15 protein-coding genes are annotated in these 16,771 nt (G+C 74.1%); 12 read left to right on the top strand and 3 right to left on the bottom strand.

The genetic code is table 11. The features are described from left to right. On the top strand, positions 1–1,155 hold a 1,155-nt coding region (locus AB0K09_RS16630), incomplete at its 5' end, for an ATP-binding cassette domain-containing protein (RefSeq protein ID WP_366066092.1). Between the two features lie 17 nt (positions 1,156–1,172). Here AB0K09_RS16630 and AB0K09_RS16625 read toward each other — a convergent pair. Both AB0K09_RS16625 and AB0K09_RS16620 read right to left on the bottom strand, forming a co-directional pair. Then, the gene (locus AB0K09_RS16625) at positions 1,173–1,949 is read right to left on the bottom strand and encodes an ABC transporter permease (RefSeq protein ID WP_366066091.1); all 777 of its coding nucleotides are present in this window, start codon (positions 1,947–1,949) and stop codon (positions 1,173–1,175) included. Positions 1,950–1,951: 2 nt separating this feature from the next. Further along, positions 1,952–2,563, bottom strand: a complete 612-nt coding sequence (locus tag AB0K09_RS16620) for an ABC transporter ATP-binding protein (RefSeq protein WP_366066093.1) — start codon at positions 2,561–2,563, stop codon at positions 1,952–1,954. Between the two features lie 202 nt (positions 2,564–2,765). On the opposite strand from AB0K09_RS16620, the gene AB0K09_RS16615 reads away from it, so the two are divergent. Both AB0K09_RS16615 and AB0K09_RS16610 read left to right on the top strand, forming a co-directional pair. Then, positions 2,766–3,320 (top strand): hypothetical protein, encoded by a 555-nt coding sequence (locus tag AB0K09_RS16615; RefSeq protein WP_366066090.1) that lies wholly within the window; start codon positions 2,766–2,768, stop codon positions 3,318–3,320. 145 nt (positions 3,321–3,465) lie between these two features. Further along, positions 3,466–4,302: a (2Fe-2S)-binding protein gene (locus tag AB0K09_RS16610; RefSeq protein ID WP_366066089.1), complete on the top strand. Its 837-nt coding sequence runs from the start codon at positions 3,466–3,468 to the stop codon at positions 4,300–4,302. A gap of 114 nt (positions 4,303–4,416) precedes the next feature. Here AB0K09_RS16610 and AB0K09_RS16605 read toward each other — a convergent pair whose 3' ends face one another. Next, positions 4,417–5,430: an iron-siderophore ABC transporter substrate-binding protein gene (locus AB0K09_RS16605; RefSeq protein WP_366066088.1), complete on the bottom strand. Its 1,014-nt coding sequence runs from the start codon at positions 5,428–5,430 to the stop codon at positions 4,417–4,419. 179 nt (positions 5,431–5,609) lie between these two features. On the opposite strand from AB0K09_RS16605, the gene AB0K09_RS16600 reads away from it, so the two are divergent. From AB0K09_RS16600 to AB0K09_RS16560, 9 genes are all read left to right on the top strand, one after another. Beyond that, positions 5,610–6,569, top strand: a complete 960-nt coding sequence (locus AB0K09_RS16600) for an iron ABC transporter permease (RefSeq protein WP_366066087.1) — start codon at positions 5,610–5,612, stop codon at positions 6,567–6,569. After that, complete coding sequence (locus AB0K09_RS16595; RefSeq protein WP_366066086.1) at positions 6,566–7,663, top strand: iron chelate uptake ABC transporter family permease subunit; 1,098 nt, start codon at positions 6,566–6,568, stop codon at positions 7,661–7,663. Before AB0K09_RS16600 ends, AB0K09_RS16595 begins: the two co-directional genes overlap by 4 nt. After that, entirely contained in the window at positions 7,660–8,541 is an 882-nt protein-coding gene (locus tag AB0K09_RS16590; RefSeq protein WP_366066085.1) for an ABC transporter ATP-binding protein, read from the top strand. The genes AB0K09_RS16595 and AB0K09_RS16590 overlap by 4 nt, the downstream gene beginning before the upstream one ends. A gap of 153 nt (positions 8,542–8,694) precedes the next feature. Then, positions 8,695–10,047 (top strand): diaminobutyrate--2-oxoglutarate transaminase family protein, encoded by a 1,353-nt coding sequence (locus tag AB0K09_RS16585; RefSeq protein WP_366066084.1) that lies wholly within the window; start codon positions 8,695–8,697, stop codon positions 10,045–10,047. Continuing rightward, positions 10,044–11,507 carry a pyridoxal-dependent decarboxylase gene (locus AB0K09_RS16580; protein WP_366066083.1) on the top strand — a complete coding sequence of 488 codons (1,464 nt, stop codon included), beginning with the start codon at positions 10,044–10,046 and terminating at the stop codon, positions 11,505–11,507. Before AB0K09_RS16585 ends, AB0K09_RS16580 begins: the two co-directional genes overlap by 4 nt. Positions 11,508–11,624: 117 nt before the next feature. Continuing rightward, a complete protein-coding gene (locus AB0K09_RS16575) occupies positions 11,625–12,215 on the top strand; it encodes a GNAT family N-acetyltransferase (RefSeq protein WP_366066082.1) in 591 nt (196 codons plus the stop codon). Between the two features lie 63 nt (positions 12,216–12,278). Continuing rightward, positions 12,279–13,547, top strand: coding sequence for a type III PLP-dependent enzyme (locus AB0K09_RS16570; protein ID WP_366066081.1), 1,269 nt, complete (start codon positions 12,279–12,281; stop codon positions 13,545–13,547). 28 nt (positions 13,548–13,575) lie between these two features. Beyond that, positions 13,576–15,375 (top strand): IucA/IucC family protein, encoded by a 1,800-nt coding sequence (locus AB0K09_RS16565; protein ID WP_366066080.1) that lies wholly within the window; start codon positions 13,576–13,578, stop codon positions 15,373–15,375. Next, complete coding sequence (locus tag AB0K09_RS16560; protein WP_366066079.1) at positions 15,372–16,751, top strand: SidA/IucD/PvdA family monooxygenase; 1,380 nt, start codon at positions 15,372–15,374, stop codon at positions 16,749–16,751. Before AB0K09_RS16565 ends, AB0K09_RS16560 begins: the two co-directional genes overlap by 4 nt. Positions 16,752–16,771: the final 20 nt, after the last annotated feature.

Genomic DNA, 16,771 nt, shown 5'->3' with positions numbered 1-16,771 from the left:
TCCACCGGCTGGACCCCGGCGGGTGCCCCGCCCCGCGGACCGGCGTGGCGAGCGGGCACGGGCTCGGCCTGGCCGAGGCGGTCGAGCTGGGCCGGCGCCTACGCCGCCTGGGCCCGGCAGTTCGCCCGCACCCGCGAGCTCCAGCAGCGCATCGGCCGGCTCAAGAACGCCGTCACCGTGCTCAACGCGGTCTGCCTGCCGCTGTGCACGCTCGTGATGTTCATGCTGCTGGCCGGGCCCGCCCGGGGCAGTATGTCCGCCGCCGAGTTCCTCACCTTCAGCACCGCCGTGACGATGCTGCTGTCCTCGGTCACCCAGCTGACCGGCGCGCTCCTCTCGGCCGCCGCCGTGCAGCCGATGTTCGAACAGGTCAAGCCGATCCTCGACGCCACCCCCGAGGTGCGCGGCTCCAGCACACAGCCCGGCACCCTCAGCGGTGCCGTCGAGGCGAAGAACCTGTCCTACCGGTACACCGACGACGGCCCGCTCGTCCTCGACGACGTCTCGTTCCGCGTCCGGCCCGGCGAGTTCGTCGCGATCGTCGGGGCCAGCGGCTGCGGCAAGTCGACGCTGCTGCGCCTGCTCATCGGCTTCGACAAGCCCCGCTCCGGCAGTGTGCTGTACGACGGCCAGGACCTGGCCGCGCTCGACCGGACGGCCGTGCGCCGCCAGTGCGGCGTCGTCCTGCAGAACGCCCAGCCCTTCTCCGGCTCGATCCTCGACTGCATCCGCGGCGCCGGCGCCCACACCCCGGAGGAGGCCTGGGAGGCCGCCGCGATGGCCGGACTGGCCGAGGACATCAAGGCCATGCCCATGGGCATGCACACCATGCTGTCCGACGGCGGCGGCACCGTCTCCGGCGGCCAGCGCCAGCGACTGATGATCGCCCAGGCCCTGATCCGCAAGCCGCGGATCCTCTTCCTGGACGAGGCCACCAGCGCGCTCGACAACGAGGCCCAGCGCGTGGTCATCGAATCCACCCGCGCGCTGCGCGCCACCCGCGTCGTGATCGCCCACCGGCTGTCCACGGTCATGGACGCCGACCGGGTGATCGTCATGGCGGAGGGCCGGGTCGTCCAGGAGGGCCCGCCCGCCGAGCTGCTCGCGGACACCGGCGGCCTTTTCCACGAGCTGGTCCGCCGTCAGATCGGCTGAGCGAAGCGCTCCGGCGCTCAGCCGAACAGGGCGTGCCGCCGGTCGCGGGTGTGCAGGTGGAAGGCGACCCCCGCCACGAGGACCGCGCCGACGAACCACAGCGGGCCGAGGAGCAGATAGCGCAGCGGGTCCGTGTCGCGGAAGCCGGCCGTGGCGGCCACCTGCATGGCCCCGTAGGACGGCAGGTAGCGGACCATGTCGTTGCCGGCGACCGGGTTGGCGATCGGGCTCTGCAGGCCGGTGTCGATGATGCTCGTCATGATGATCAGCAGCATGCCCGCCAGCTCGCTGCGCAGCATCGCGCCGAGCATCACCCCGAACCCGCCGTACGTCAGGGCCCCGCTCGCCAGGGCGAGGGCCAGCAGCCACGGCTGCCGGGGCGGCCAGTAGAAGCACACCGACACGGTGGCGTAGGCGCTGGTCAGGGCGGCGACGAGGAGCAGCGCCGCGAGCTTGGCCGCGACCAGGTGGAAGCGCGGGTAGCCGGCCGTCGCCAGCCGCTGGTCGAAGTGGCCTGCCTTGAAGGTGACGGAGAACATCATGAAGCCGACGATGAGCGTGACCGCGTTCAGCGCGCCGGAGATGTTGCTCAGGTCGTTCCCTCGCGCGGTGACGGTCTCGTGCGCGGCGCGCAGCAGGAACCGCACTTCGGCCCGGTCGATGACGAAGTGCCCGAGGGTGATCCACAGCGGGACGAAGAGCACGACGAGGACGACGGCCAGCCGGTTGCGGGAGTGCTCGATGAGCGCGTACCGGGCGGCGGTGGAGAAGTAGGTCCAGGCGGTCGTCGGCACGCTCACCCCGTTCCCGCCGGGTCGTCGGCGGGGACCAGCCGGCCGTCGGCGAGCCGCCACAGCCGGTCGAAGGGGGCGGTGTCGTAGACGATGTGCGAGACCACCAGGAAGGAGCATCCCGACGCGCGCAGCCCGTCGGCGAGCTCCCAGAAGCGCTGGTACGCCTCCCAGTCGAAGCCCTGGTACGGCTCGTCCAGGAGCAGCAGGGGCGGATCGTGCATCAGGGCGAGCACGAGATTGAGCTTCTGCCGGGTGCCGCCGCTGAGGGTGCCGATCCGGTGCCGCCGGTAGGCGGCGAAGCGCAGGACCTCCAGCAGCTCGTGGGCCCGGTCGAGACCGGGCAGGCCGTAGGCGACCTGGAAGAAGTGCAGGTGCTGGTCGACGGTGAAGGCCGGGTTGAGCACGGCCTCCTGGGGGCAGTACCCCATGCGGCCCGGGGAGACGACGACCCCGCGGTCGGGCGTGAGCTGCCCGGCGAGGATGCGCAGGAGCGTCGACTTCCCCGACCCGTTCTCGCCCACGACCCCGGCCAGGCACCCCGGATACAGCGTCAGGTCCACTCCGCGCAGCACGCGGTGCCGGCCGTACGCCTTGTGCACGTCGCCGACCTCCAGCACCGGCCGTGCGCCGGGCACGGCCGTGCCGGTTCTCGGGGACGAGCGGCCTGGCACGCGAACTCCTCGCCGGAGGCGGAGCGACGACGGTGGCTTCATCCCTATCACCCGTGGCCGGTTTCCGCGGCGCCCCGCCCGGCCCGTGTTGCGGGTTCTAGGCTCGTCACCCGTACCGAACACCCGATCGAGACAAGGACTGCTCGTGCCCGTACCCCCTGCCGTCCGGACGCTGTCCGCCGCCGCACTGCTCACCTGCCTCCTCGTGCCGCTCGGCGGGACGACCGCCTCCGCCCGGGCCGTCGGCGCGCCGGCCCCGCTCGCCGCGGTCACCGGGCAGCAGGTGCGGATCACCGAGGGGCAGGTGAGGGAGACGGGCCCGGGCGGGAGCATCCTCTACCCGTCCGTGACCAGCTGTCTGACGGTGACCGTCCGGCTGAAGGACGGCGGCCTGGTGGGCGCCCACATCAGCCTGTTCCGGGTGCCGGGGGAGTACCGCTCGGACGAGATCCTGCCCGTGCTCCGCCGGACCGTCGGCGAGCGGCGGGTGCGGGCCGTCGAGGTCAAGGGCGCGGTCGGGGCCTGGCATCCGGGGTACCTCACCAAGGCGGTGGAGGCCTACGGGCCGGACGAGGAGGTGCCCGTTCCCACCGGGCCGGACCCCGACGGGATCGCCGGGGCCGTGGCGCGCGGGCTCGCCGTGCCGCGCGGGCGGGTCAGCGTCCAGGACCTGCCGGACGGGGATCTGACGGTGCGCTGACGCGCGCGTTCCGGCCGGCGGCGTCCCGTTCCCCGCGATCCGATCTTTCTCCGGCGTGGTCGCGACAAGCGGAATCCACCCTGTTAAGGTAAGGCTTACCTATTCGAATCTTCGAAGCCCGTATCGAACCCGGCGGGGGGTCTCCGTGACGGTCGCAGTCGCTCCTTCCGAGACGGTCGGCGTGCTCCCGCAGTCCGTCCGCACCGACGTCCTGGAGGACACCTACGCGCGGCTGCGCGACGCCCTGGGCCCGCTCGCCCGGGTGCGGGTCGGCTCCTTCGCCGGCGCCGAGCAGATCACCGGGGAGCGGCTCGTCCGCGACGCGGCGCTCCGCGAGTGGCTGGTCGACGTGGCCGGCCGCAGGATGCGGGAGGCGCACGGGGTGGAGCCCCGGCGCGACGTGGCGGCCATGGAGGTGCTGCATCAGTACGCCTTCCTCGCCACGGTGGCCATGAGCGGCCCCTGGTTCCTCGAGGGCCGCGTGCCCCGGATCGGGCCCGACGGCATGGGGTACGACGAGGCCACGGCCACGCTGACGGTCTCCCCCTCCCGCCTCACCTGCCTGCCGGACGACCCCGCGGCGGGGCTGCCCGGCGTCCGCGTCGTCGCGGACGAGGAACTGCTGCGCGCGGAACTGCGCGACGCGGTGGCCCATCACCTCGGGCCGGTCCTGGATGTCTTCCGCCCCCTGCTGCGCCGGGGGCCCCGGGCCGTCTGGGGCCTGGCCACCGACGAACTCACCGAGGGAATCTGGTATCTGGGCCGCGTCACCGGCCAGGAGCGCCGGGCGGTCGGCGAGGCCGGCGCCCTGCTGCCGGGCGACACCGCGCCCTTCGTGGGCGCGGCCGGATTCCGCCCCTTCGGCGGCGCCGGCACGGCGCCGGACGGCGCCGCCACGCGCACCCGGATCACCTGCTGCCTCTGGTACACCGTCACGCCGGAGAAAATCTGCGCCACATGCCCCCGCCGGGCGCGCGCCTGACCCCGCCGCCTGCCGCGGATCACGCAGCGCACACGTCACACGCGCCGAACACGCCGAAGGGCCGGGCGCTCCCGATGGGGGAGCGCCCGGCCCTTCCGCCTGCCGGCTGGGGCGTCAGGCGCGCGCGGCGTCGACCCCGTAGGTCTTGGCCACGTCGTCCAGGACCGAGTCGGCGCCGTACAGGCCGACGGCGAGCATCCAGGTGATGTCGTTCACCTCGTGGACCTGCCCCTTGAGCTGCTTCCAGAGCGGGTTCGCCTGGAACTTCTCCTTGCTCTTCCGCGAACCGCCCTGCGGGTCCGGGTAGGTGCTGACGAAGATGTCGTCCGCGTCGACCTTCTTGATCTGCTCCTCGGAGATGTCGGCGTTGAAGCCGGTGCCCCGGGCGTCCTCGGGCTTGGCGAAGCCGAGGTCCTTCACGATGACACCGATGTAGGTGTCCTCCTTGTACAGGCGCGTCGGGCCGTCCACGAACCGGACGACGGAGACGGAGGGGTTGGCGCCCTTCTTCGTGCGGACGGCGTCGCCGACGGCCTTGGCGCGCTTGTCGTAGGCGGCGACCTTCTCGTCGGCCAGCTTCTCCTTGCCGAGCGCCTTGCCGACCAGCTTGAGGTTGTCCTTCCACGTCGCGCCGGTGTCCTCGGTGAAGACGGTGGGCGCTATCGCGGAGAGCTGCTTGTAGAGCTTCTCGTGACGGACCTTGGCGGACAGGATCAGATCCGGCTTCAGCGCCATGATCTTCTCCAGGCTCGGCTCGTCGAGCATGCCGACCGGCTTGGCGTCGCCTCCGTATGTCTTCGCGTCGGCGCCGAAGTAGGCGGGCAGCTTCTCGTCCGGCGCGGCGAAGGTCGTGTAGCCGACGACCTGGCTCTGCAGGGCCAGCGTCGCGTCGACGAAGGTCATGTCGAGGGCGACCACGCGCTGGGGAGCCTTCTTGATCTCCGTCTTGCCCATCGCGTGCTCGATCGTGCGCGGGAAGGCGCTGCCGACGGCGGCCTGGCCCTTGTCGCTCTTGTCGTCCGTATTCTTGTCCGAGCCGCCGCCGCAGGCGGCGGTGGCAAGGAGGCCCGCGGTCACGGCGACGGCTCCGACGGTGCGGCTGAAACGGCTGAGCCAACGGGCTCTCATCAGCAGGGTCCCTTCTCTGTTCGCGATGTGCGTCATTAAGGATAGGCTCACCTAAGTGACCGAAAATCGCCGGGGAGGGAATCGTGATCGAAGCGCTACCTGCGCCGCCCACCGACAGGGGGATGCGGCAGGTCGCCCGCGAGAGGACAAGGAGGCGCCGCACAGGGACCGTTGTCCTGGTGGCGCTGCTGGCGCTGGCGGTGCTGCTGAGCATCGCGCTGGGCGCCGAGCCGCTCGGCCCCGGGCAGATCTGGCACGGACTGTGGAGCCCCTCCGGCCGGGAGGGGGACGTCATCGTCCGCTCGCTGCGGCTGCCGAGGACGGTGACCGCGCTCGTCGCCGGTGTCGCGCTGGGCGCCGCGGGCGCCCTGATGCAGGGACACACCCGTAACCCCATCGCCGACCCGGTGGTCCTCGGCATCAGCGCCGGCGCCGGCGCGGGTGTCGTGGCCTCGCTCTTCCTCCTCGGCGTCGGCAGCCTCTACGGCTATGTCTGGTTCGGCTTCCTCGGCGCGGCGATCGCCGGCACCGCGGTGTACGCCGTGGGCGCGCTCACGCGCGGCGGTGCCACCCCCGTGACCCTCGCCCTGGCGGGGGCCGCGGCCCACGCGCTGTTCACGGCACTCACCGCCGGGATGGTGCTCTTCGACCGGCAGGCCCTGGAGACCTACCGCTTCTGGACGGTCGGTTCGGTCAGCGGCCAGCCCCTCGATCTGGTCCTGCGCGCGCTGCCGTTCATCGTGGCCGGCCTGCTGCTGGCCGCGCTCAACACCCCCGGGCTCAACGCCCTGTCCCTCGGCGAGGACGTGGCCCGGATGCTGGGCGTGCGGATCGGGCTGACCCGGGTGACCGGCATGGCCGCGATCACCCTGCTGACCGGTACGGCGGTCGCCGTGTGCGGACCCATCGGCTTCGTCGGCCTGGTCGGCACGCACATCGCCCGGCACCTCTCCGGCCCCGACTACCGCTGGATCGTCGCCCAGGCGGCACTGATCGGGGCGGTCCTCATGCTCACCGCGGACACCCTCGGGCGGCTGGTGGCCCGCCCGGGCGAGCTCCAGGTGGGCATCATGCTGGCGCTCATCGGGGCGCCCGTCTTCATCCATCTCGTGCGCCGCCGCCAGGCGGTGAGGATATGACCCCGACGGAAGCGACCCCGGCACGAGCGACGTCCGTCCCCGGGCGTACGCCCCTGCGGGCCGGCCCGGTCTCGGCGGTCTGGCGGCCGCGCACGGTGCTGATCCCGCTGCTGGCGCTCGGCGTGCTGTTCCTCGCCGTCCTCGTCGACTGCGGGCGCGGTGACGTCCACATCCCCGTGGGCGACGTCGCCCGGGCGCTGTTCGGCGGGGGAGACGAGGCGAGCCGCATGGTGGTGACGGAACTGCGCCTGCCCCGGGCGGCGACCGGCGCCCTGGTCGGCGCCGCGCTCGCGCTGGCCGGCGCCATCGTCCAGGGCCTGGCCCGCAACCCGCTGGCCAGCCCCGACATCCTGGGCGTCACGGCCGGTTCGGGCGTGGGCGCGGTGACCGTCATCGTCTTCGGCGGCGCGTACGGGGGCGTCGGTGGCGCGGTGGCGAGCGTGGGCATCCCCGCGGCCGCCACGGCCGGCGGCATCCTGGCGGCCGTCGCCGTCTACCTCCTCGCCGTGCGGCGCGGACTGTCCGGCTACCGGGTGCTGCTGGTGGGGGTCGGCGTGAACGCCATCCTCACCAGCGTGCTGTCGTGGTTGCTGCTCAAGGCCGACATCGTCGACGCCGGGCGCGCGCTGCTGTGGCTCAACGGCAGCCTCAACGGCGCCTCCTGGGACACCCTGCGACCCGTCATGTGGGCGCTGATCGTGCTGCTGCCCGTCGCCCTGCTGCTCTCCTTCCCCTTCGGCGCGCTCGTCTTCGACGAGGACACCGCGCGCGGCCTCGGCGTCCGCATGACCGGCACCCGGGTGGCGCTGCTGTTCACGGCGGTGGTGCTGACCGCCGCGGCGACCTCGGCCGCCGGCGCCATCGCCTTCGTGGCGCTGGCCTGCCCGCAGCTCGCGCTCCGGCTGCTCCGCACGGGCACGCCGCCGCTGCTCGCCTCCGCGCTGATCGGCGCGGCCGTGACGGTCTGGGCCGACGTCCTGGGACGCACGGCCTTCGGAAACATCGAACTGCCCGTCGGCATCCTCACCGCCGCGCTGGGCGCACCGTACCTGCTGTACTTGCTCATTCGGAGCGGAAGGGCCCGCACGTCATGACCGAGATCACCCGCACCCCGTCCGCGAGCGCCACGTCACCGGCCCCCCGGGGGGCCGGTGACGCGCGTCCGGGAGTGCGTCTGCGGGCGGAGGGGCTCACCCTCGCGTACGGCGAGCGGACCGTGGTCCGGGAGCTGGACCTGGACGTCCCGGACGGCACGATCACAGCGGTCATCGGGCCCAACGGCTGCGGGAAGTCCACGCTGCTGCGGGCGTTCGGACGGCTGATGAAGCCCACCGCCGGGCAGGTCCTGCTGGACGGCCGGCCCGTGCACCGGATCCCCACGCGCGAGGTCGCCGAACTCGTCGGCCTGCTCCCGCAGTCGCCGGCCGCCCCGGAGGGGCTGAGCGTCGCCGACCTGGTGGCGCGCGGACGGCATCCGCACCAGAGCTGGTACCGGCGGTGGTCCTCCGACGACGAGGCCGCCGTCGCCCAGGCCCTGCGCGCCACCGGCATGTACGAACTGGCCGAGCGCACGCTGGACGAACTGTCGGGCGGGCAGCGGCAGCGCGCGTGGATCGCGATGGCGCTGGCGCAGCAGACGGAACTGCTCCTGCTCGACGAGCCGACCAACCACCTCGACCTGGCCCACCAGATCGAGGTCCTGGACCTCGTCCGCGAACTCCACCTGACCACCGGGCGCACCGTCGTCGTGGTCCTCCACGACCTGTCGCTCGCCGCCCGCTACGCCGACCGGCTGGTGGCCATGAAGGACGGCCGGGTGGTCGCCCAGGGCGCCCCCTGCGAGGTGCTCACCGGGGAGCTGGTGCGGGACGTCTTCGGCCTGCGGGCCCGGGTCCGGCGTGACGAGGAGACGGGCGCCCCGCTGGTGATTCCGCTGAGCCGGCACGACCGCACGGCCGCTGACGGGGTGTGAGATCCGGGGCGGGGAAAGGACCGGAAGGCACGCGCGGGGTCACACCAGCGGTTTGGTAGGTTAGCCTTACCTAAGTCGGTGGGGTGGGGGTCGCCCTCCCCCCGCCGGGCTTTCTCCGCCTGCCCACCCCGCTCGTGACCGAAGGATCCCACCATGCTGCGTGCTCGTCTCCTCGACCGACAGGCGCAACGTGAGTCCGCTGCCCGCACTTACGCCCGGTCCATCCCGGTGGCGCCCGTCGCCGCCTCCGGCGCGCAGGTGACCGGGGCCGACGGCCGTACGTACCTCGACTGTCTCTCCGGTGCGGGCACCCTCGCCCTCGGCCACAACCACCCGGACGTCGTCGCCGCGTTGCAGGACGTCATCGGGTCGGGCGCGCCCCTGCACGCCCTCGACATGATCACCCCGCAGAAGGACGCCTTCAGCGAGGAGCTGCTGAAGAGGCTGCCGGGCACGCTCAACAACCGGGCCAAGCTCCACTTCTGCAGCCCGGCCGGCACCGACGCCGTCGAGGCCGCGCTCAAGCTGGCCCGCAACGCCACCGGTCGCCAGGGTGTGTTCGCCTTCACCGGCGCCTACCACGGTATGACGCTCGGCGCGTCCTCCGTCTCCGGCCCCGGCCGGATGCGCCGCGGCTCGGCCGAGTTCGGGCCGGCCGAGGCCCAGCCCGTGACCCGGCTGCCCTACCCGTACGGCTACCGCTGCCCGTTCGGTGTCGGCGCCGAGCAGGCGGGCGAGCTCTCCGCCCGGCTGATGGAGAGTTACCTCACCGACCCCAGCAGCGGCGTCTCCAAGCCCGCCGCCGTCATCCTCGAAGTCGTCCAGGGCGAGGGCGGCGTCGTCCCCGGCCCCGACGCGTGGCTGCGCGAGGTGCGCCGCATCACCGCCGAGCACGGCGTGCTGCTCATCATCGACGAGGTGCAGACCGGCATCGGCCGCACCGGCGACTTCTGGGCGTGCGAACGCGCCGGCGTCACCCCCGACATCCTCGTCACCTCCAAGGCGGTCGGCGGCGGCCTCCCGCTGGCCCTGATCGCCTACCGGCCCGACCTCGACACCTGGCAGCCGGGCGACCACACCGGCACCTTCCGCGGCAACACGCTCGCCATGGTCGCCGGCGAGATCACGCTGCGCACGGTCGCCGAGCAGCAGCTGACCGAGCGCGCCGCGAAGCTGGGCGAGCGCCTCCGCGCCGGTCTGCGCGAACTCGCCCTGGACCACCCGCAGATCGCCGACGTGCGCGGCCGGGGCCTGATGATCGGCGCCGAGCTCGTCGACCCGTCCGCCGAACCCGACGCCCTCGGCTCCCGCCCCGGCGCCCCGGCGTTCGCCCGCGCCTTCCAGGCCGCCTGCCTGGAGCGCGGCCTCATCCTGGAACTCGGCGGTCGCGGCGACACCGTGCTGCGCCTGCTGCCCCCGCTGGTGCTCACCGACGAGCAGGCCGACTCCGTGCTGAACCGCATCGCCGACGCGCTGTCCGACGTCTCCGCGGAGCGTGCCGCGTGAGCGAGGTCGCCCGCCCCGACGCCGTCGCCGATCCGGCGTCCCCGTACGCCCTGCGCCGGCTGACGTCCATCGCCCTCGACGCGCTGGCCGACGGCGCCGCCGCACGCGGCGGCCCGCTGCCCGCCGGCGGACCGGAGAAGGTCGCCGCGCGCACCCGCGCCCTCGTCGCCCCCGTCCTGCCCGAGGAGGGCGTGGGCGCCGAGGACGCCCTGTACGACGTGGCGCGCGCGGCCGCCGAGGGTGCCGCCGACCCCTCGGACCCGCACTGCGTGGCCCATCTGCACTGCCCGCCGCTGGCCGTCGCCGCCGCGGCGGACCTGGTCGCCTCGGCGCTCAACCCGTCGATGGACTCCTGGGACCAGGCACCGGCCGCCGCCGTCATCGAACAGGAGGTCACCGCCGCCCTCGCCCACCTGGTCTACGCGGGCCGGCCCGGCCCCGACGCCGTCATCACCAGCGGCGGCACCGAATCGAACCTGGTCGCCCTGCTGCTGGCCCGCGAACGCGCCCGCGCCGTCGGCGCCCGCCCGGTGCAGGTGCTCGTCGGCGCCAACGCGCACCACAGCGTGCGCCGGGCCGCGTGGATGCTCGGACTCCCCACCCCGGTCGTCATCGACTGCCCGGGCGGCCGGATGAGCCCGGCCGCGCTGGACCGGGCCCTGGTGGACTGCGAGCCGGGCCCCGCCCTGGTCGTCGCCACCGCCGGCACGACGGACGAGGGCCTGATCGACCCCCTGCCCGAGATCGCCGACGTGGCCGCCTTCCACGGCGCCGAACTGCACGTGGACGCCGCCTACGGCGGCCCCCTGCTGTTCAGCGAGCGGCTCGCGCCCCGCCTCGCCGGCATCGAGCGCGCCGTGTCGGTCACCTACGACCTGCACAAGCTGGGCTGGCAGCCGGTCGCGGCCGGCGTCCTCGCGGTCGCCGAAGCGGCCGCGCTGGAACCGCTGTCGCTCACCGCGGACTACCTCAACGCCGACGACGACACCGAGGCCGGCCTGCCCGACCTGCTCGGCCGCTCGATCCGCACCTCGCGCCGCCCCGACGTACTGAAGATCGCGACGACCCTGCGGGCCCTCGGCCGCCGCGGACTCGGCCGCACGGTGGAGCACTGCGCCGACACCGCCGCCGAGTTCGCCCGCGCCGTCGACGAACACCCCGCGCTGCGCCGCCGCTCCGGCGACCCCGGCATCAGCACCGTGCTGTTCCGTCCGGTGGCCGCCGACGCGCTGCCCGGCGAGGCCGGTGACGAACTCGTCGCCGCCGTCCGCCGGGAGCTGCTCGCCGAAGGGCTCGCCGTCCTCGGCCGGGCCGCGGTCGCGGACGACGACGGCACGCAACGGCTGTGGCTGAAGGTGACGTTGCTGCACCCGCGGACCACCGCCACCGACCTCGCCGGGCTCCTCAAGCTCGTCGCCGAGCGCGCGGAGAGCCTCGTCACGGCCGGCGCCGGCTCGTAGGACGCGCCGGACGGCTTGGAATGCCGCCCGGAATGAATTAGCTTAGCCTCACCTAACTCGCCCGGGTGTCCGGTGCGGCCTCGCGCCGCCGGCACCCGGGCCGTCCCAGGGGGAACCATGAACACGCTCGCCGCCGACGGCGGTCCGGCCGTCATACCGAGACCGGGCCGGCCGGCCCCGCGCGTCGAACGCTTCGACGGCCCGGCCGCCGCTCAGCGCCTCGCACTGTGGACGCGCGCCTACGAGGACGTCTACGCCCACGCGCTGGACCTGAGCGACCACAACGACCCGCCGATCGCCGAGCGCCTGGAACGGCACTGCGCCCGCCCCGGCTTCGAACTCGTCGCGGCCTTCGACGGCGACCGGGTCGCGGGCCTCGTCTACGGGTACGCCCTGCCCGAGGACTCGCTGTGGTGGGAGGGCCTGACCCCCGCGCCCGCACCGGACTTCACCCGCGAGCACCCCGGCCGCACGGTCGGCCTCTGCGAACTCCTCGTCGCCGCCCCCTGGCGCCGCGCGGGCCTCGGACGGGACCTGGTGGAGTCCTTCCTGGCCGGACGGCCGGAGGAACGGGCCGCCGCGCTGGTCGCCGACGGCAACAGCGTCGTCCTCGACCGCTACGCCGGCTTCGGCTTCGCCCCGGTCGGCACCCTGGAGCCCTACCCCGGCTGGCGCCCCCACACCATGATCGTGCGCCCGCTGCGCTGATCGGCCGCCGCGCCACCCCGACCGCACCCGCATCCCCTCCCCAGTAGCAAGGCAGCCCCCGCCGTGTCCATCGAACTCCCGCCGTCCGCCGCGCCCCGCTCCGCCCACCACCCCGGTGTCCTCCCCGCACCCGTGCGACGCCGCCTCCTCGAACTCGCCGAGGCCGGCGCCCGTACCGGCACCCCGCTGGCGGCCTACCTCTACGACGGCGGCGTCGCCGCGGACCGCGCCCGCGAACTGCGCGCGGCACTGCCCGAATGGGCGGCGGTCTACTACGCGGTCAAGGCCAACTCCTTCCCCGGCGTCGTGCACGCCCTCGCCCCGCACGTCGACGGCTTCGAGGTCGCCTCCCTGACGGAACTCGCCCTCGCCACCGGCGCCAAGCCCGCCGCACCCGGTGAGCCGGCCCCCGTCGTCGCCGCCGGACCGGCCAAGTCCGTGCCCGTCCTGACCGGTCTGGTCGAGGCCGGCGTCGAGGCCATCAACGCCGAGAGCCCCCTCGAACTGCACCGCATCAGCCGCATCGCCACCGAACGCGGCACCACCGCCCGCGTCGCGCTGCGCGTCAACCCCGCCGAGATACCCGTCACCGGCTCGCTCCACATGGGCGGCGAACCCAGCCAGTTCGGGGTCGCCGAGCCCGACGTCGCCGAGGCCGTGCGCATCGCCCTGGGGCTGCCGGGCATCGACCTCATCGGCTTCCACATCCACGCCGCCTCCAACAACCTCGACGCCGGGACCCACGCCGCCTATCTGCGCTGGTGCGTGGAGTGGAGCGCGGCCACCGCCGCCGAGCACGGCATCGACCTGCGGCACATCGACGTCGGCGGCGGCATCGGCGTCAACTTCGAGGGCGACTTCAAGGGCCAGAAGCCCTTCGACGTCGCCCGGTTCGGCGAGCTCGCCGCGGCCGTCCGGCCGCCGGCCGGCGTCAAGGTCGCCCTGGAGCCCGGCCGCTTCCTCGTCGCCGACTGCGGCTGGTACGCCGCCGAGGTCACCGACGTCAAGCACTCCTACGGCAGGTCCTTCGCCGCCCTGCGCGGCGGCATCAACCACTTCCAGCTGCCGACCTCCTGGGACATCGTCCACAACGTCGCCGTCCTGCCCGTCGAGACCTGGCCCGAGGACTGCCCGCGCCCCGAGGCCGCCGACACCCGCGTCACGTTCGTCGGTGAGCTGTGCACCCCCGAGGACACCCTGCTGCGCGACGTCCGCGTCGACCGCGTGCGCGCCGGTGACATCGCCGTCTTCCCCTACGCCGGCTCCTACGGCTGGGAGTTCGCCATGCACTCCTTCCTCGGCCACCCCGTGGCCGACCGCATCCTGCTCTGAGCCCGTCCGCGCCCCCGGAGTCCCCCCGATGACCCTCCCGCCGCACCCGCCCACGGCAGCCGCCCCCTCCGACCGGCCCGACCCCCTCGACCACCCGGACCCCGCCCGCGCCGCCGACTCCGCCGCCACCGAGACACTGCTGCGCGCCTACGTCCGCGAGACGGCCACCGACGTCCCTCCCGCCGGCCGCGAGCTCCTCCTCGACCTGCCCGCCAGCGGGCTGCGCCTCGGCGTGCCGGTCCGCTACCGCTCGGCCACCGGCTGGCACCGCTTCGGCCACCCGCGCGTCCTCGGCACCGGCCGCGCCACCCCGCCGGCCGCCGACGTCGCACTCGTGGCCGCCGCCACGATCCGCGAATCCACCACCGGCCGCGGCCACCCCGCCCATCTGGGCACCGACGCGACCGGCCGGGTCCTCAACTCCGCCGCCCGCGTCACCGCCCATCTGACCGCGCGCCGCGCCGAACCCGAGGGCACCACCGGACCGACCCCCTTCCTCGACGCCGAACAGGCGCTGCTGCTCGGCCACCCCTTCCACCCGGCCCCCAAGAGCCGCGAGGAGGCGTCCGAGGACGAACTGGCCGCCTGGTCGCCCGAGTTGCGCGGTTCCTTCGCCCTGCACTGGTTCGCCGCCCACCCGGACTTCGTGGCCGGGGAGGCCCTGGACGGCCGCCCGGTCGCCGAACTGCTGCGCCCGCTGGCCGCGGGCGTCGCCCTGCCGGAGGGCACCGTGCCCGTACCGGCCCACCCCTGGCAGGCGCGCGAGGTACTGAACCGGCCGGAGATCCGCAAGCTCGTCGAGGACGGACTGCTGACCCCGCTCGGGCCCGGCGGCGATCCCTGGTTCCCGACCTCGTCCGTGCGCACCGTCCACCGCCCCGGCGCCGACGTGATGCTCAAGCTCTCCCTCGGCATGCGCATCACCAACTCGCGGCGCAACAATCTGCGCGGTGAGATGCGCCTCGGCGTCAGCGCGGCCCGGCTGCTCGCCGCCGGTCCCGCCGCCTGGCTGCGCGCCGAGCACCCCGACTTCGCGATCCTGCGCGACCACGCCTGGATCTCCGCCGGCACCTCCGGCGCGGAGACCGGCCTGGAGACCGCCCTGCGCGACAACCCCTTCCACGGCGGCGCCGGCGAAGGACTGTGCGTCGCCGGCCTGCTCGCCGAACGCACCGGCCCCGGCGACGGATCCGCCCCCCGGCACCGCACCCTGCTCGCCGAGGCCGTGTCACGCGCCGCCCGCGCGCACGGCACGACCGTGGCCGAGGCGGCCGCCCGCTGGCTGGAGTGCTACCTCGACGTCCTCGCCGTCCCGCTGGTCCGGCTCCAGGCCCGGTACGGCATCGCGCTCGAACCGCACCACCAGAACACCCTCGTCGCCCTCGGCGACGACGGCCTGCCCACCGCCGGCTGGTACCGCGACAGCCAGGGCTACTACCTGGCCCGCTCCCGCGCCGCCGACATCGAGCGCCTGCTGCCCGGTGCCACCGACGACGTCGAGCTCGTCTTCGACGACGCGTTCGTCGACGAACGCGTCGGCTACTACCTCTACATCAGCAACCTGCTCGGCCTCATCGGCTCCATGGGCGCCCAGGGCCTGGCCGGCGAGCACGAGCTGCTGCGCGTGCTGCGCGCCCGGCTGGAGCGGCTGCGCGCCGCGGAACCCGGCGCGCGGGGCCTGCTCGACCTGCTCCTGGACCAGCCCGTGCTGCGCTGCAAGGGCAACTACCTCACCTGTGTCGACGGCCTCGACGAACTCGTCGGCGACGTACACACCCAGTCCGTCTACATCGACCTTCCCAACCCCCTCGCGGAGGAGCGGCGTTGAGCGACAACACCCCTTACGACTTCGTCGGCGTCGGCATCGGCCCGTTCAACCTGTCGCTGGCCGCCCTCGCGGACGGCGTGCCGGAGCTGAACGCGCTCTTCCTCGACGCGAAGCCCGCCTTCTCCTGGCACCCCGGCCTGCTCCTGGAGGGCACCACCCTCCAGGTGCCCTTCCTCGCCGACCTGGTGACCATGGCCGACCCCACCAGCCCCTGGTCGTACCTGAACTACCTGCGGTCGCACGACCGCATGTTCCCCTTCTTCTTCTCCGAGCGCTTCCTCATCCCGCGCCGCGAGTACGACCACTACTGCCGCTGGGTCGCCGAGAGCCTGCCCTCCTGCCGCTTCGACGCCCACGTCACCGCCGTCGCCTGGGACGAGGCCGCCGACGCCTTCGCCCTGACCTACCGCTCCGCCGACGGCACCGTCACCCGGGTCCTGGCCCGCCAGGTCGTCCTCGGCGTCGGCACCGGCCCCGTCGTCCCCGAGCCGCTGCGACCGCTGCTGACCGACGCGCACCGCGGCCGCGTGCTGCACAGCGCCGACTACCGCACCCACCGCGCGGCCCTGGCCACCGCCGACGACGTCACCGTCATCGGGGCCGGCCAGTCCGGTGCCGAGGTCGTCCTCGACCTCATCCGCCACCAGGACGGCGACGGCCTGGGCGGTCCCTTCACCCGCTGGCTGGCCCGCACCCCCGCCTTCGCGCCGATGGAGTACTCCAAGATCGGCCTGGAGCACTTCACCCCCGACTACATCCGCTACTTCCGCGCCCTGCCCGAGGAGCGCCGCGAGCACCTCGTCCGCGAGCAGTGGCAGCTCTACAAGGGCGTCAGCGCCGACACCCTCGGCGCCATCCATGACGAGCTCTACGAGCGCACCATCGGCGGCGGCCGCCCCCGCGCGGACCTGCACCCCGGCGTCGAGCTCCTCGCCGCCGAGGCCGACGGCGACGGCTACCTGCTGACGTGCCGGCACGCCCCGCAGGACAGCGCGTTCACCTTCCGCACCTCCGCGATCGTCGCCGCCACCGGCTACAGCGCCGTCCGCCCGGCCTTCCTGGACGCCATGGGCGACCTCGTGGACTGGGACGACAAGGGCCGCTACCGCGTCGACGGCCGCTACCGCGTCGCCCTCGACCCCCGGGTGGGCGGCGCCCTCTACGTCCAGAACGCCGAGATGCACACCCACGGCGTCGGCGCGCCGGACCTCACCCTCGGCGCCTGGCGCGCGGCCACCATCCTCAACACGATCAGCGGCCGCACCGTGCTGCCCGTCCCCGACCGGGCCGCCTGGACGACCTTCGGCGCGCCCGGAGAAGCCCCCGTACCGGACCTCGCGGCCCCGCATCCCGACCCGGTCGGGACCCTCCGGTGACCGCGGCCCGGCAGGCCGCG

It is taken from the genome of Streptomyces sp. NPDC049577 (genome assembly GCF_040675635.1).
In the GTDB taxonomy this organism is placed as follows: Bacteria; Actinomycetota; Actinomycetes; order Streptomycetales; family Streptomycetaceae; genus Streptomyces.
The sequence above is the reverse complement of the archived record's forward strand: the minus strand, read 5'-3'. Positions and strand labels throughout refer to the sequence as shown.